This is a genomic window from Imperialibacter sp. (genome assembly GCF_048007035.1).
Classification (GTDB): Bacteria; Bacteroidota; Bacteroidia; order Cytophagales; family Cyclobacteriaceae; genus Imperialibacter.
In genome coordinates this window covers 541,574-556,203 of sequence record NZ_CP180355.1, presented here as the reverse complement: position 1 = coordinate 556,203, position 14,630 = coordinate 541,574, and the positions used below count along the sequence as shown (strand labels likewise).

Sequence of the window (14,630 nt, the reverse complement as noted above, 5' to 3'; positions counted from 1 at the left end):
GGCAGTTCCGTTTCCGGTTATCCGAACGAGGATCAATTTATCAAATCTCTGTGTTCCGATCGGTAATATAATGTGAAAGTTGCCTGGCATATCCCAAAATAGGGTGGTAAATCATTCATTATTGACCACTCAGGAATAATGACTCGTGGTAATTGCAGATATTCATTATCTTCAATCATTGACCCGTTGGGTTTTTAGTCACTACTTAAACACACTTCATCAATGAACAAATATCGCTATCTAATAGCTGCCTTGTTACTTTTTGGCGGCTGCATTTACGCTCAGCAAGTTACTCTCACCAAAGACCAGATTATCGCCATGACCTCCGAATGGAAGGGCGAAAGACTGCCCGACGGCAGGCCCAAAGTCTCCGATGATCAGCTTGAGCGGCTTAAAAACATTTCTATTGAAGAGGCCTGGGGGATTCTTCGAAACAAGGGATACCACAATCAGTTTGAAGGTGATTGGATGATCATGGACAATGAAAAGCCTATGACCGGACGTGCGCTCACTGTGCAGTACATGCCTGCCCGATCCGATTACCATGAGATGATTATGGCAAAAGGAAAGGCCGAGAATCGTATTGGCAATTTTAATTCCTGGCCTATCGACATGCTGAAGCCAGGTGACATTTACGTGGCCGACAGCTATGGAAAAATCGTTGATGGCACACTCATCGGCGACAACTTAGGTAATTCCATTTATGCCAAATCGAAAAACGGAGTCATTTTTTATGGTTCCGTACGTGACGAAGAGGGATTGTCAAAAATTGACGGTTTTAATATGTGGGTGAAGGGATATGATCCTTCCTATATCCAGGGCATGATGCTCGGCGGCATCAACGTTCCGATTCGAATAGGAAGAGCTACTGTGTTGCCTGGAGACGCTGTTTTGGCCAAAAAAGGTGGCGTTATCTTCATTCCGGCGCATCTTCTTGCCGATTTACTTATTAATGCTGAATTCATAGCGCTGAGAGACCAGTTTGGCCATCAGAGGCTGAGAGAGGGCAAGTTTACACCAGGGCAGATTGACCAAAGATGGACCGATGAAATCAAGAATGACTTTCTAAAATGGCTTGATGCGAACCCTGATAAAATTCCCATGTCAAGGGCAGAGCTTGATGCCTACATGAAGGACAGAACGTGGTAACAATAATTTTAACTTGATAAAAACCGACTTATATGATTAATCAAGAAAAAACACCCTCCGATAAGTACTTAGAAAAGCTTGGGATAAAAGATGAGCCTGTTGCTACGCCAGAAGCAAACGACAGTGACGAAGGTGGCGACAATCGTCGTGACTTTATGAAAAAAGTGGGACTTGGCGGTCTTGCTCTGGGAGGCTTTATGTTCAGTAGCATAGAGGATACCATGGCACATTCTACTTCAAAAGTAAACCGCTATGCAGCTCCGTCTGATCTCAAAATTACCGACATGCGATATGCAGTGGTAATGAACGGCCATGCCCGCTGCCCTGTGATTAGAATTGATACCAATCAGGGCATTTCCGGCTATGGCGAAGTACGTGACCAGGGCTCGTGGCGATATGCCATGTTTTTGAAGAGCCGCATTAAGGGAATGAATCCATGCAGCGTGGAGCAGATATTCAAACGTATCAAGCAGTTTGGCTACCATGGTCGCCAGGGTGGCGGTGTGTGTGCCGTGGAAATGGCGCTGTGGGATCTGGCTGGAAAGGCTTACAATGTGCCAGCCTATCAGCTGCTGGGAGGCAAGTTTCGTGACACAGTAAGGCTGTATGCTGACACCTCCATGGGTCGTGACCAGGCGGAGTTTGAGGCCAAGGTGGCCAAGCGAATGGATGTAGACGGGTTCACATTCCTTAAAATGGACTTCGGTATTGAGCTTCTGAAGGATATTCCGGACACGGTAGCCAATAGTAACTTCTGGGACATTGGCCGCCAGTGGACCAACGATCCCATGACCTATGGTGCGGCCGAGCACCAGTTTACTCAGATCCAGATCACCGATAAGGGCCTTGACATTCTCATGGAGAGGATAGAGCTGGTACGTAAGAAAATTGGCTATTCCATTCCGTTGGCGTCGGATCATTATGGCCATTTCGACCACAATAACGCCATCAGGCTGGGCCGGGCGGTCGAGAAGTATAGACTGGCATGGCTGGAGGATTTGATCCCCTGGAAATTTACTGAACAATGGAAAACCATTTCTGATGCCATCGAAACGCCAACCACAACGGGAGAGGATATTTACCTGAAGGAAGAGTTCATCAAGTTGATTGATGCGAGGGCCATTGATATTGTGCATCCTGACCTCGCAACTTCTGGTGGTTTGCTGGAAACAAAGAAGATTGGTGACTATGCAGAAGAAAAAGGTGTGGCGATGGCTATGCACTTTGCTGGCACACCGATATCGTTCATGGCCAACGTTCACTGTGCAGCGGCTACCCAGAATTTCATGGCCCTTGAGCACCATTCAGTGGATCTGGACTACTGGCAGAATTTGGTGAAGATGACCGGAAAAGGCGCAATGATAGAAAAGGGTTTTGCACCAGTGCCGGATGCACCTGGTTTAGGCGTTGAGCTTAATGAGGAAGTTGTGAAGCAGCACCTTGATCCTGAAAACAACAAATATTTCGCTCCTACGCCGGAGTGGGATGTGGAGAGATCGTGGGACAGACTTTGGAGCTAGCATGCTTTAGATGTCAATAAGGAAAGGCCCGTCATGTGATGGGCCTTTTGCTATTTTGTATTGTTGAGTTCTCTTAGCATTCCACCGAACACAAACCCGTGGATAGGGGAGATAGAGTACCAGTAAAGCCTTCCCCATAGGCCTCTGGGTCGGAAGGTGGCCGTCTGATAAAGCACACCGTCGTCTATGCTGAACTCCAGCCAGGCTTCGCCAGGCACTTTCATTTCGGCAAAGAGCAATAGCCTTTTTTCTGCCCGGTTGGCATATAATACACGCCAAAAATCCAGCGAGTCGCCAGCATTGATATCGTTTACGTTGGTTCTGCCTCGCCTAAGCCCTACGCCACCGACGAGCTTGTCGAGAAAACCCCGAAGCTTCCAGAGCCAGTTGCCATAGTACCAGCCAGTTTCTCCGCCCAGCGCCCAAATGCGGTCGAGCACCTTTTCGCTGTCCTTCACCTTTGCGCTTCGTTTGTCTTGCAGGCAGCCGTATACCGGCACTTCAATGTATTCCGAAAGGTTTTCGCTGATTCGTCCGCTCACCAGGCTGTCCTTCCAGCTGGAGGCCACTACATGCTGATTGATTTTTGAGAAAGCTTTGGCAAGCGACTCGGCATAGCTGATGGTCTTAATGCCCAAAAGTCTGGCCAGGCGGTCGTCGCTGCAAACTACCTCTACTTTCATGCTGTCGACCAGGGTCACTGCCAGCCGATAGGAGGTGGAAGTGACAAAAAACAGCCAGTAGGACGATAGCTTGGGAGTCATGATGGGCAGGGTAAAGATCCATCTTTTCAGTTTTCGTGCCTTGGCGAATCCCAGTAGCATTTCTTTGTAGGTCAGCACGTCGGGCCCTCCTATGTCATAGTTGTCGTTGTAGGTGGCTTTGTTGTGTAACACATTCGACAGAAAAAGGATGACATCAGTAATGCCAACAGGCTGACAGCGGGTGTTGAGCCACCGGGGAGTGACCATCACAGGCAGTTTCTCCACCAGGTCTCTGATGATTTCAAAAGAAGCGCTTCCTGACCCGACGATGATGCCAGCCCGCAAGGTGGTGAGCGCAAAGTTGCCTTGCGACAGGATGTTCTCCACTTCTTTTCTTGAAGCCAGGTGTTTTGAAAGGGTGTCTTCGTTCACAATCCCACTTAGGTAGATGACCTGTTCGATTTTCTTGCCTGCTACTGCTTCGTTGAAATTGTGGGCGGACTCGCTTTCGAGCTCATTGAATTTGCCTGATGAGCCCGACATTGAATGAATGAGATAATAGGCTGCATCAATATCGTCGGGGATGTTTTTAAGGGTGTCTTTTTTTAGAAAATCAACCTCCACCACCTCGATATGCCCATTCAGTTGTTTTGGTGGGTTGAATCGTTTGGCATCTCTTACGCAGCATATCACCTCATTACCGTTGCTAACCAAAGCCGGAAGCAACCTTTTGCCGATGTAGCCGGTGGCGCCGGTCAGTAGAATTCTCATAGAATTGAATCAAGTTGAAAAGGGAGGAACCCCATACTATCAGTATAACCAGAGAGTTGCCGTTCTGTTCAATTGTCAGCTAAGATAGCCTTTGTTTAGTCAAGGGCTGTCAGGGGACAGCCCTTGGGTGATAGCCCATTTCGTACTGATGAATACAAAGAAAAAGGACCGTCCCCTTGTGTAAGCTCCCCTGAAGTTCGACCATTTAAAAGTTGAGAAAAAATAATCAACTTTAAATGGTAGATATGAAAAAGTCACGATTCACAGAAACACAGATTGTAAGTGCGATTAGAGCGCACGAAGCAGGGCGTAAGGCCGAGGACATTTGCCGGGAAATGGGCGTCACCACAGCGAGCTTTTATAAATGGCGTCAACGTTATGGAGGCATGGAACCCAGTGATGTAAAGAAGATGAAGGATCTTCAGGAAGAGAATGCACGCTTGAAGCGCATGTTTGCTGACCTTAGCCTGGTGCATGAGGCTTTGAAAGATGCTGTTTCAAAAAAGCTCTGACGCTTGATGAAAAAGGCGTACTGGTTCAGTTCATGGTCGAAGCGCATGGAGTGAGTCGGCGTCAAGCGTGTAAAGCAGTGAGTATGCCGAGAAGCACATACAGCTATGTACCCAAATTTAGGGATGACGGTGCGGTGATAAGAGAGCTGGAAGAACTGGTGAACAAGCACCCTTCGATAGGTTTTTGGCAATCCTATTACAGGATCAGGAAGAAAGGCTATGTATGGAATCACAAGCGTGTTTACCGAGTCTATACCGGGCTGCATCTTAATATTCGCCGCAGGTATAAAAAGCGGATTCCAGCCAGGGTAAAACAAGCTTTGTATAGGCCAGAAGGTATCAATCAGGTTTGGTCTGTAGACTTCATGAATGATAGTTTATGGGATGGTCGAAGGTTCAGGCTTTTGAATGTGATGGATGACTATAACCGGGAAGTACTAGCACTGGAAGCCGACACATCACTTCCAGCATCCAGGGTAATCAGAGTGCTAGAATACCTGAAAGAGTTCCGGGGCCTACCTAAAATGATCAGAGTGGATAATGGCCCCGAGTTTATCTCCAATCAGTTGGATCAATGGTGTCGGGGTCATCAGATCAACCTTACCTTCATCCAGCCTGGTAAGCCTATGCAAAATGGCTATGTCGAGCGATGTAACGGCAGCATTAGGAAAGAGTTACTAAATGCCAACGTCTTCCATAACCTCACAGAGGTGAGATATAAGATTGAAGAATGGCTCGATGATTACAACCGATACCGCCCCCATGAGTCACTTGGGTATCGATCTCCTGTCGAGCTATTACAAACAATATGAATACTATTTTTCCTTTTCAGCCGATGATCATTACCAAGGTGAATGCGCACAGCCTGTCAAGACCGGTTGATGCCATTGAAAATAAACAAAAATCAACCGCCTGCTTGGTCTTGACTGGCTGCCAGCAGGCACCTATTTTTGATCAGCCGGTGAAACGGAAAAGTCAACTTTTGAGTGGTCCAATTTTAGGGGGAGCTTACACTTGGTCTGTCCCCTGACAGACCAATTCAAGCTTCCTTTCGCCCTTTTCCTAAAACCTTTCGGAGTAGTGAGTTAATATGCCGAATTCATCTATGCCTTGTTCATAGAACTTTGCTGAAGACCATTTGTAATCTTCAGGAGTTAATGCGAGACTCCCAAAAAAGGCGATTCTATTCATTTTCCAGGCCAGGTAGTTTGAGGTTCGTGACGAGCTGTCAGGGGACAGCCCTTGGGTGGTAGCCCATTTCGTACTGATGAATACAAAGAAAAAGACCGTCCCCTTGGTCTGTCCCCTGACAGACCAATTCAAGCTTCCTTTCGCCCTTTTCCTAAAACCTTTCGGAGTAGTGGGTTAATATACCGAATTCATCTATGCCTTGTTCATAGAACTTTGCTGAAGACCATTTGTAATCTTCGGGAGTTGATGCGAGACTCCATTTTTCCTGAAGCGGGTTGAGATGAATATAATCCATTTTCTGTTCGAACATTTGCCTGGAGGTAACAGCAACTGCAAGTGGATCCCTTTGCCAAAACCTATGCTTTCTGTCTTCGGCCGTCTCCTGGAAATCACCAATGAGTGTTGGGTGGTTTGATCGAGTAAGTTTTAGAAATTGGCTGCTAGTCCATTTGTTAAAAGAAGCATGTGGCATTTCTTTTCCATTGAACTTGAGCATTTCCCATATCAAGTGGAGGTGGTTCGGCATTAAAACAAATGCATAAACGCAAATTAGCTCCTTATCAACCAACCACTTTAACTGGTTAATTATAATCTCATTGAAGCCATCATTTTTTAATAAGGTCTTCCAATCTTTGATAGTGTCCGTCCAAAAGTAGACTTCATCTAAATCCATTTTTGAATTTCGCTGTGTCTCAAAAATAGAATTACCCATTGTCAGAAAGTGTTCTTTGAGTGTCGCTAAACCTTTTTCGTAAAAGCGAGGCTGTCAGGGGACAGCCCTTGGGGGTGGGTGTACCTTTCTTAGTTCACCCTTGGTCTGTCCCCTGACAGATCAATCTACTGATCAATCCTTTTGCAAAGCTGCTCCATTACCCAGTTTGTTCTTGTGCCAGAAACGCCTGTGCTTGGGCATTTGCCTTTGCCGGTCAGCTCGTCTACAATGGTTTGTATGAGGGGCTGCTGGATGTGTCTGGGGATATCAAAAGTCATCCTTTCAGCAGGCTTTCCTTCCACTTTCAACGTCACGGAGTGGTCGCTGAAATAGGGGAATGAAATCTCACCCTTGCTGCCAATGATGGTGGTTACCTCTTCGTCGGAAGCATCGGAGGTAGCAAAGCACCAGGTGCCCTGGCCCAGCACACCGCTCTCAAAAACGAAGGAGCCGGTCACAATATCTTCTGCCGGGTAAATACCACCCTGGTTGGACGCATAGCCATGGGCGTGCTTCACAGGGCCTAGCAGGAAATCAAGAATGTCCAGTTGGTGGCAGCCGAGGTCGTAGAAATAGCCACCGCCAGCCACATCAGGGAAGATTCTCCAGTTGTCTGGGTCATGGGCCGCACCTACGATATCCGGATGCAGAGGTTTGTTAAGCTTAATATTCACATACCTCACATCACCGATTACCCCACTTTCAATCAGCGATTTCACTTTCAAAAAGTTGGGCAGCATTCTGCGGTAGTAGGCGATGAATAGCGGAACACCAGCTTGCTTGCACGCATCCACCATGGCCTGGCATTCTGATGTGCTCCGAGCCATGGGCTTTTCTACATACACTGGCTTGCCAGCCTTTGCAGCCTTGAAAGTATATTCGGCATGTGAACCAGGGGGTGTGGCGATATAGATCGCATTGACCTCGGGATCGTTGATCAACTTGTCTGCATCGTCGTACCACTTGGGTACTCCGTGGCGTTTGGCGAAGTCAGCTGCTTTTGCGCCGTTGCGGCGCATAACAGCCACAAGGCTTGAGTTTTCTATTTTCTGGAAGGCTGGACCGCTTTTCACTTCGCATACATCGCCTACGCCAATAATGCCCCAGCGTACTTCTTTGAGGGTGTTAAACATAGAAATTGTGTCTTTCGTAAAAGTTAAAGATAAAAATAAACCCCAGAACTGCGGAGGCATTCCGGGGTTTGTGAAAATTGCCGGGCGAGTTTGTTACATCTGTAGCACCACTGGTCTCTAAAACTCAATGCGATAGCTCAGGTTAGGTAAAAAACCCAACTGCTGAAATGTTTCGATTTTGTCTGTTCTGCTATCAAAGTATTCACCAAACACATTGTATCTGGCTGTCACATTCTGAACATTGATTGAAAGGATGGACGAATGCCCTGGTTTGTTGCGGCGGTAGCTTATGCCAACATCCAATCGGGCATAGTCGGGCAGGCGTTGGTCGTAAGCATTTGTATAGTCTAACACTGTTCTGTCCTCAGCAATGCTTTGCTCAAGATTAATCGGTACTTTCCGGTTGCCGCCAGCATAAATTATCCTGGTATTGAAGCCGAGAAGATTGTCCTTTGTTCTGCCGACCTTAAATTCTTTGCCAGCAATAAAATTGCCCGTGAAATTTCCGTTGAAACGTGTGTTCCTCTCAATGCCATCCGCCCCGGTATACTTCGACTGGTACAGTGAAGAAGTAACCGTATAGTAAAAACCGTTCGTTAAGAATTTCTCCAGCGTTAGTTCGAGCCCATAGTTGCGCCCGGTTCCGTCGTTGGTTAGCGGACGAGTTGTGTAGCCATCTTTGGCGTTCAGTACACTAAATGTTGGCGCCCATTCATCCGTATTTGTCACTTGTGCAATCGGTACATTATAAAGGTACTGATAATAGACTTCGGCTTTCAGTCGAACGTTCTCGGTCAGCTGTTTTTCATAACCGAGCACAAAATGCCCGGCTTTGCTCATCTCGAGGCCTTTGTTGTACTGAACCTTGGTTCCATCTTCAAGGGTTTCATTGGCCAGATAGAGCGACGCCGATTCAAGGCGGCTGTGAAGCCCGATGCCTGCAGTTATCGATGAACCCTTGGCTACCGCCCATTTCATTCCAAAACGTGGCTCCAGCGCATGCTGGTTTTTCAGAAAAAGGTGAGAATAGTGGAACCCTGTGTTCAACGTCAGGTGCTCACCGGCCCGGTACTGCCATTGTGAGAAACCCTGAAGAAACATCATGCTGCCGTCTGCTTCCAGTCCCGTGTAAGTGGTGTCATCAACATTGTGGTAGTAGCTCGAAATAAGGTCGTAGCCGAGGGAGCTGGCAATGACGCCGGAGCGCAGCGTATTGCGGGCGTTGAACTTCTGGTTGAGCATTGTAGACAGTCGATAGTCTTTTTTCAGAAAGGATTCCTTGTTGTATACCTGTAGTTTCAGAGAGTCTTCGTCATAAGCGTTTCTTCCCCTGGACGCAGTTAGCTTGGTTTCAACAAAGGTGTCTTCGTTAACAAAATATACGTGCGACAGACCAGCCACGCCCATATCAGACCGGAAGGTGCTGTTGAACGGGTAGTCTTCTTCAAGATTGGCCACCTCCGTTTGTCTGCTCAGGCCGCCAAGCCCCCATAATGAGAAGGCACCTGCCTTTTGGGTGGGTAGGTGGATTTTGTAGGAAAGGTCCTGGAATACGATCTCCTCATCTCCAAAAATGGGTAACAGCCCCATTTGGTCAAGTAGCGAAAGTGTAGAATAGCGATAATTCACCAGATAGGAAGCTTTTCCATCTCTTTTCAGCGGACCTTCGGCAGCGAAAGCAATACCCAGCACACCGGCTTGAAATGCATACTCACGCTTATCTGTGTTTCCCTTGCGCAGGTTAATATCGAATACCCCACTCAGGGCATTGCCATATTGGGCCGGAAAGGCTCCTGTATAAAAATCTGAATTGGCCAGCATATTGTTGCTCAGGATGCTGATGCCGCCTGCTGCAGAGCCCTCTTCTGCAAAGTGATTGGGGTTGGGTACCTCCACACCCTCTACCCTCCATAGCAAGCCTCTGGGCGAGTTTCCCCGGATCACGATTTCGTTGGTAATATCGTCGCCACCACCACGTACACCCGCAAACGAAGCAGCTGCCCTGGCCGGATCATCAAACGTTGCCGCATAACGGCTTGTTTCCTCCACGTTGATGGATTTGGCACTGACAGTGGCAAAGTCGTTGAGCGGAGCGCCTTTGTCTTGTTCCGAGGCGGTAACAACCACCTCAGCCATTTGAACAATGGATTCCGTCAGGTGAACATTCAGCACCACCTCTTTTCCTGAGCCCACCAGCACTTCCGGAATCACTTTGTTTTCATAGCCAACAAATGAAACCTGCACATGGTGGCGCCCAACGGGCACTTTTTCAATTTTGAAATAGCCGTCAAGGTCGGTTACCGCACCCTTCATGGGGTTGCTGTTGACGATCATTACCGTAGCACCTGGCACAGGCGCCAGCGACTGTGCATCGAGTACCTGGCCTTTCACTGTTTGTGTTAAGTCCTGGCTGGCAAAGGCAAAAGAGTATCCCGAGAGCAAGCTGCTTAGCAGCAAGCATTTAAAAAAATTAGACATATGATTATTTTGAGATTTTAACTTGCTACAATGACGATGACCTTCGCCAAAGGTTTCCAAACATTTACTTACCTGATAATTTTTTTGACAAAAAGCACGGAGTTGTTGACGAAACCGTTGGCTGCATGGGGGGTAGCAGATAGTTCTATTTTAGGTGGCAAATAATTCACCAGAGCCTACTGGGCCATAAAAATCAGGCTATTCGTTACTTCTTTCAGTAGGATTCATTTAATTCAGTTTTCCTTTGAAACAACACTGTGAAATATTTTAATCATGGATAGACGAACCGCACTTAAACAAGCCGCCCTTTTTGCTGGTGGAGTGGCGCTCCTGCCATCTTGCTCTTTCGGACCTGAGCGGGTGGCCATGGCACTTAACAATTTGCAGATAGATGTTGATCAGCAAGATTTGCTCGCCAAAATTGTGCAAACCATTATCCCTTCAGGAGAAATTCCCGGTGCTGACGAGCTTGAAGTCTACAAGTTTGTGCTGGTGATGGCCGACGATTGTATGGACAAGAGCGAGCAGGGTGTATTTACGAGTGGTCTTCAAAAATTTGGCCCTTCTGTTAAGGAAAACTTCGACAAGGCGTTTGCAAAAGGCGACCAGGCCTACAAAGAGAAAGTTCTTACCGAGATCATGGCCATGGAAGATGCTGACGATGCATCTAAACCAGGCCTGAAAGATGTTAAATCATTTCTGGATACTACCAAGGGATACACAATTAGGGGCTATATGGCTTCGCAGTACATCTTAACAGAAAAATTCCCCTACAAACATGTGCCAGGCCCATTTCAGGCATGTGTATCTACTGACGGTTTAATTGTAATGTAATGGCAAATTTTAACATAGACAGCACCAAAGAAAACACCTATGACGCCATCGTCGTAGGATCAGGTATGAGTGGAGGATGGGCTGCCAAAGAGCTGGCAGATAAGGGTTTGAAAGCGCTGATTCTTGAGCGGGGAAGGGATGTGAAGCACAACGTGGACTACCCGACCACCAATATGATGCCCTGGGAATTCAAGCATCGGATGCAGGTGCCGCAGGAAATAGTGGAGGAGAATCCAATAGTAAGCAAATGTTACAATTTCCGAGAAGATTCTATGCACTTCTTTGTGAAAGACAAGGAGCATCCCTACGTTCAAGAGAAGCCTTTTGACTGGATCAGGGGCTACCAGGTGGGAGGCAAGTCCATTATGTGGGCGAGACAGACCCAGCGCTGGAGCGACTTCGACTTTGAGGGCCCGGCCAGAGATGGCTTCGCAGTCGATTGGCCAATCAGGTACAAGGACATTGCTCCCTGGTACAGTTACGTCGAGAAGTTTGTAGGCATTGCCGGCTTCAAAGATGGTCTTCCTAACCTTCCTGATGGCGAGTTTTTGCCAGGCTACGACCTGAATTGCGTAGAAGGCTACTTCAAAGAGAAAGTAGAGTCGACCTATAAGGATAGAAATATTATCTCTGCCCGTTGTGCCCACCTTTCTGAGCCTCAGCCTATTCACCTCGAGCAGGGCAGGGGCCAGTGTATGAACAGGACCTTGTGTCAGCGTGGCTGTCCTTTCGGCGGCTATTTCAATAGCAATTCATCCACCATACCGTGGGCATTAAAAACAGGCAATGCTACACTTAGGCCATTCTCCGTTGTGCATTCGCTGATTTACGACGACGTAAAGGAAAAGGTAACCGGAGTGAGAGTGGTCGATTCTGAGTCGAAGGAAATGATTGAGTATTATGCCTCCATCGTATTTGTAAATGCAGGAGCGTTGAACACCAATCTGATCCTTCTCAATTCGACTTCGAATCGTTTTCCTAACGGCCTGGGTAATGACAATGGGCTACTCGGCAAGTATGCCGCTTTCCACAATTACAGAGCGAGAGTTTCTGCCCGCTACGAAGGGTTTCCTGATAAAACAACAGTAGGTCGCAGACCCACCAGCGGATATATACCTCGTTTCCGCAACGTATACAAGCAAGAAACAGACTTCCTTAGGGGTTACGCTGCCGGCTTCAGTGCTGGCCGCCAGGTGGATCGGAACTATGATGGAGTTGGTGAGTCGCTCAAATCAAATTTACTCAACCCTGAATGGGGTGGATGGAGAGTAGGCTCTCATATGATGGGGGAAACTATTCCGAAAGAATCTAATTACTGGGGTATTGATCCAACGCAGAAGGACGAGTGGGGCATCCCATTGCTGAAAGTCAATGTGGACTATGACGACAACGACGAAAAAATGGTGGCTGATTACATAGAGCAACTCACTGAGATGTTCACAATGGCCGGCTTTACCGACATTCAGTCGAACGATTCCAAGCAGGCACCTGGCCTGGATATCCACGAGATGGGTGGTGTACGCATGGGCAAAGACCCTAAAACCTCGCTGCTTGACAAGTGGAACCGGATGCACCTGGCCAAAAACGTTTTTGTTACTGACGGGGCTTGCATGACCTCCACCAGCACACAAAACCCCTCGCTCACCTACATGGCACTAACAGCCAGAGCGGTGGATTTTGCGGTGAAGGAAATGCCAAAGGAGACGACTTAGGAGATAACCGACTATAGCAAAATAACATAACTGAAATGGTGAGCCGACGCTCACCATTTTGTTTACAAGAAAAGCGTAATCGACAGAATACTTCCGAGCTGCTCCCTGACAAATCTGGTGGCTTTAAGAAGCTGGGTTTTTGTCGTATTCTCACTAATCCCCATGTTTTCGCTGATTATTTTTATGCTTTGCTGATCCATGATCCTTCTCTGGAAAATTTCTTTTCTTTTTTTCGGAAGCTTGTCCATTACCGCTTCGATATTCCTTAAGCACTCCCGAAAACTGATATCGTCCTGAGTGGAATTGTCCAGGTTTGAAATCAACTCTTTCAAGTCAGCTTCAATGGCGTGAACCCTGGCTATTTTTTGCAATTGCTTGAATGAAAAATCTCTGGCAATTTTATAAATAAGACCTTCTAGTGACAGGGTAATATCTAGAGAATTTCGCTTATTCCAGATTGTAATGAAGGTATCTTGCGTAATTTCTTCAGCAATTTCTTTTGACTTACAAATCTTAAAAGCAAAGAAATACACCCTCTGAAAATAGTTGTGGTACAACTCTTCAAAAGCCTCTTTGTCGCCGTTTTTGATGGCTTCAACTAGCTGAGGGCGTAGCATTAAGTAGGTTTGTAGTAGGTAATAATTATCTCCCAATGTCGAAAAATACTTTAGAAATAAAAAAAAGTTGTCGGCTCAGTCACCCGTTCGTCTGGCTTTTGGGAGATATATACAAAAGGGTAACCAAGTGGAGACTAGCAAAAAGCAAGAGCTATTTCAAAAGTACGTTTCGGGTCAGGCAAGTGACGAAGAAGTCGACCTGTTGATGCGCCTGATTGACGAAGGAGGGACGGACGACCTCAGCCAGCAATCGGACAGGCTGTGGGAGGGAAGCAATCTGTTCCCTCAAATGGAGGAGGGGACTGCCAAACGTATCAGAGGCGGTGTGATGGCATCGGTAGAGGCAGGTGAGACACAAAGTGCACCCAAGTCCAGGAGGTTAGTCCCTTACTGGCTACGTGTGGCTGCAGTGTTGGTACCGGTGGCGGTTTTTAGTGTCGTCTTTTACTGGATCAAGGGCAATGATATTCAAGTTGCTTCCACTCAAGAGTTGGAAGCAGTTGCCTATGTTGAAAAGGCCAACCCAAAAGGGCAGAAATCCACAATCATTCTATCAGACGGTAGCATGGTGATATTAAACGCCGACAGCAAGCTGATTTACAAGGAGCGCTTTGATGGCGAAGAGAGGCGGGTGGTATTGGAGGGGGAGGCGTTTTTTGACGTCACCAAAGATGCTTCTCGTCCCTTTATCATTGTGACAGATGACATAGCGACAAAGGTATTGGGAACCTCTTTTAACGTACGGGCTTATCCCGGGGGCGACGATGTGAAAGTAGCGGTGGCTACCGGAAAAGTCTCCGTGCAAAAGTTAAATGGAAAGAACTCGTCAGGTGAAGACGAAGGTCTGTTATTGATGCCAGGCGAAATGGGCGTTTACGCCAGAAAGGGCGGTACTTTGGAAAAAGTATCGTTTGACGACCGGGATTTGTTTGGTTGGAAAGATGGGTTGATCTATTTCAAGAATGCCAACTTTACCGATGTAAAAGCTAGACTGGAGCAGTGGTATGGGGTAACTATTCTGGTGGAAAAGCAGATCCCGCTCGAAAAGGATTTCAGTGGCGCCTACAAGAATAAGCCACTGGCCCTGGTGCTGCATGGGTTGGCGTTCGTTTATGATTTTAACTATGAGATCAAGGATAAAATGGTCAGAATCTACTGAGAGGAGATTTGATGGCACTTTAGCTATGCAGACTTTTATTTAACTCAGATAAAGAAGTAAAAAGATTCACAAATATGGTTTGACCCTTATCGCTAAAAAAAGACAGATATGAAGCTTATGAAAACAAATACCAGTTAA

At 47.0% G+C, this 14,630-nt stretch carries 12 protein-coding genes; 7 read left to right on the top strand and 5 right to left on the bottom strand.

Translation table 11 applies throughout. The annotated features are described in order from the left end of the window. Window positions 1-222: 222 nt before the first annotated feature. Both ACMVP2_RS02500 and ACMVP2_RS02495 read left to right on the top strand, forming a co-directional pair. The gene (locus tag ACMVP2_RS02500; protein WP_416866580.1) at window positions 223-1,149 is read left to right on the top strand and encodes an RraA family protein; all 927 of its coding nucleotides are present in this window, start codon (window positions 223-225) and stop codon (window positions 1,147-1,149) included. A 32-nt stretch (window positions 1,150-1,181) separates the two neighbouring features. Then, on the top strand, window positions 1,182-2,669 hold the full coding sequence (locus ACMVP2_RS02495) for a mandelate racemase/muconate lactonizing enzyme family protein (protein WP_416866579.1): 1,488 nt from the start codon (window positions 1,182-1,184) through the stop codon (window positions 2,667-2,669). A 50-nt stretch (window positions 2,670-2,719) separates the two neighbouring features. Here ACMVP2_RS02495 and ACMVP2_RS02490 read toward each other — a convergent pair whose 3' ends face one another. Then, window positions 2,720-4,144, bottom strand: coding sequence for an SDR family oxidoreductase (locus ACMVP2_RS02490; protein WP_416866578.1), 1,425 nt, complete (start codon window positions 4,142-4,144; stop codon window positions 2,720-2,722). Between the two features lie 245 nt (window positions 4,145-4,389). Between ACMVP2_RS02490 and ACMVP2_RS02485 the strand changes: the two genes are divergently transcribed. Then, window positions 4,390-5,468 (top strand): IS3 family transposase gene (locus tag ACMVP2_RS02485; protein WP_416864116.1). Its coding sequence is split into 2 segments (ribosomal slippage): window positions 4,390-4,642 and window positions 4,642-5,468, totalling 1,080 coding nucleotides; the frame shifts between segments, so codons are not numbered across the junction. Continuing rightward, window positions 5,465-5,686, top strand: coding sequence for a hypothetical protein (locus ACMVP2_RS02480; protein WP_416866577.1), 222 nt, complete (start codon window positions 5,465-5,467; stop codon window positions 5,684-5,686). The genes ACMVP2_RS02485 and ACMVP2_RS02480 overlap by 4 nt, the downstream gene beginning before the upstream one ends. Before the next feature lie 312 nt (window positions 5,687-5,998). Here ACMVP2_RS02480 and ACMVP2_RS02475 read toward each other — a convergent pair whose 3' ends face one another. The 3 genes from ACMVP2_RS02475 to ACMVP2_RS02465 all read right to left on the bottom strand — a co-directional run bounded on the left by ACMVP2_RS02475 (window position 5,999) and on the right by ACMVP2_RS02465 (window position 10,170). Further along, window positions 5,999-6,520, bottom strand: coding sequence for a transposase (locus ACMVP2_RS02475; protein ID WP_339786296.1), 522 nt, complete (start codon window positions 6,518-6,520; stop codon window positions 5,999-6,001). A 164-nt stretch (window positions 6,521-6,684) separates the two neighbouring features. Then, window positions 6,685-7,692 (bottom strand): Gfo/Idh/MocA family protein, encoded by a 1,008-nt coding sequence (locus ACMVP2_RS02470; protein ID WP_416866576.1) that lies wholly within the window; start codon window positions 7,690-7,692, stop codon window positions 6,685-6,687. Window positions 7,693-7,809: 117 nt separating this feature from the next. Next, the gene (locus ACMVP2_RS02465) at window positions 7,810-10,170 is read right to left on the bottom strand and encodes a TonB-dependent receptor (RefSeq protein WP_416866575.1); all 2,361 of its coding nucleotides are present in this window, start codon (window positions 10,168-10,170) and stop codon (window positions 7,810-7,812) included. A 273-nt stretch (window positions 10,171-10,443) separates the two neighbouring features. On the opposite strand from ACMVP2_RS02465, the gene ACMVP2_RS02460 reads away from it, so the two are divergent. Both ACMVP2_RS02460 and ACMVP2_RS02455 read left to right on the top strand, forming a co-directional pair. Further along, window positions 10,444-11,004 carry a gluconate 2-dehydrogenase subunit 3 family protein gene (locus ACMVP2_RS02460; protein WP_416866574.1) on the top strand — a complete coding sequence of 187 codons (561 nt, stop codon included), beginning with the start codon at window positions 10,444-10,446 and terminating at the stop codon, window positions 11,002-11,004. Further along, window positions 11,004-12,716, top strand: coding sequence for a GMC oxidoreductase (locus ACMVP2_RS02455; protein WP_416866573.1), 1,713 nt, complete (start codon window positions 11,004-11,006; stop codon window positions 12,714-12,716). The genes ACMVP2_RS02460 and ACMVP2_RS02455 overlap by 1 nt, the downstream gene beginning before the upstream one ends. Window positions 12,717-12,778: 62 nt before the next feature. Here ACMVP2_RS02455 and ACMVP2_RS02450 read toward each other — a convergent pair whose 3' ends face one another. Continuing rightward, window positions 12,779-13,333 (bottom strand): RNA polymerase sigma factor, encoded by a 555-nt coding sequence (locus ACMVP2_RS02450; protein ID WP_416866572.1) that lies wholly within the window; start codon window positions 13,331-13,333, stop codon window positions 12,779-12,781. A gap of 127 nt (window positions 13,334-13,460) precedes the next feature. Here ACMVP2_RS02450 and ACMVP2_RS02445 point away from each other — a divergent pair, with 127 nt between their 5' ends. Further along, the gene (locus ACMVP2_RS02445) at window positions 13,461-14,492 is read left to right on the top strand and encodes a FecR family protein (protein ID WP_416866571.1); all 1,032 of its coding nucleotides are present in this window, start codon (window positions 13,461-13,463) and stop codon (window positions 14,490-14,492) included. The last annotated feature ends 138 nt before the right edge of the window (window positions 14,493-14,630 follow it).

Coding starts and splice junctions, on each gene's coding strand:
- ACMVP2_RS02500 (WP_416866580.1), top strand. CDS start 223: ATGAACAAATATCGCTATCTAATAGCTGCCTTGTTACTTTTTGGCGGC.
- ACMVP2_RS02495 (WP_416866579.1), top strand. CDS start 1,182: ATGATTAATCAAGAAAAAACACCCTCCGATAAGTACTTAGAAAAGCTT.
- ACMVP2_RS02490 (WP_416866578.1), bottom strand. CDS start 4,144: ATGAGAATTCTACTGACCGGCGCCACCGGCTACATCGGCAAAAGGTTG.
- ACMVP2_RS02480 (WP_416866577.1), top strand. CDS start 5,465: ATGAATACTATTTTTCCTTTTCAGCCGATGATCATTACCAAGGTGAAT.
- ACMVP2_RS02475 (WP_339786296.1), bottom strand. CDS start 6,520: ATGGATTTAGATGAAGTCTACTTTTGGACGGACACTATCAAAGATTGG.
- ACMVP2_RS02470 (WP_416866576.1), bottom strand. CDS start 7,692: ATGTTTAACACCCTCAAAGAAGTACGCTGGGGCATTATTGGCGTAGGC.
- ACMVP2_RS02465 (WP_416866575.1), bottom strand. CDS start 10,170: ATGTCTAATTTTTTTAAATGCTTGCTGCTAAGCAGCTTGCTCTCGGGA.
- ACMVP2_RS02460 (WP_416866574.1), top strand. CDS start 10,444: ATGGATAGACGAACCGCACTTAAACAAGCCGCCCTTTTTGCTGGTGGA.
- ACMVP2_RS02455 (WP_416866573.1), top strand. CDS start 11,004: ATGGCAAATTTTAACATAGACAGCACCAAAGAAAACACCTATGACGCC.
- ACMVP2_RS02450 (WP_416866572.1), bottom strand. CDS start 13,333: ATGCTACGCCCTCAGCTAGTTGAAGCCATCAAAAACGGCGACAAAGAG.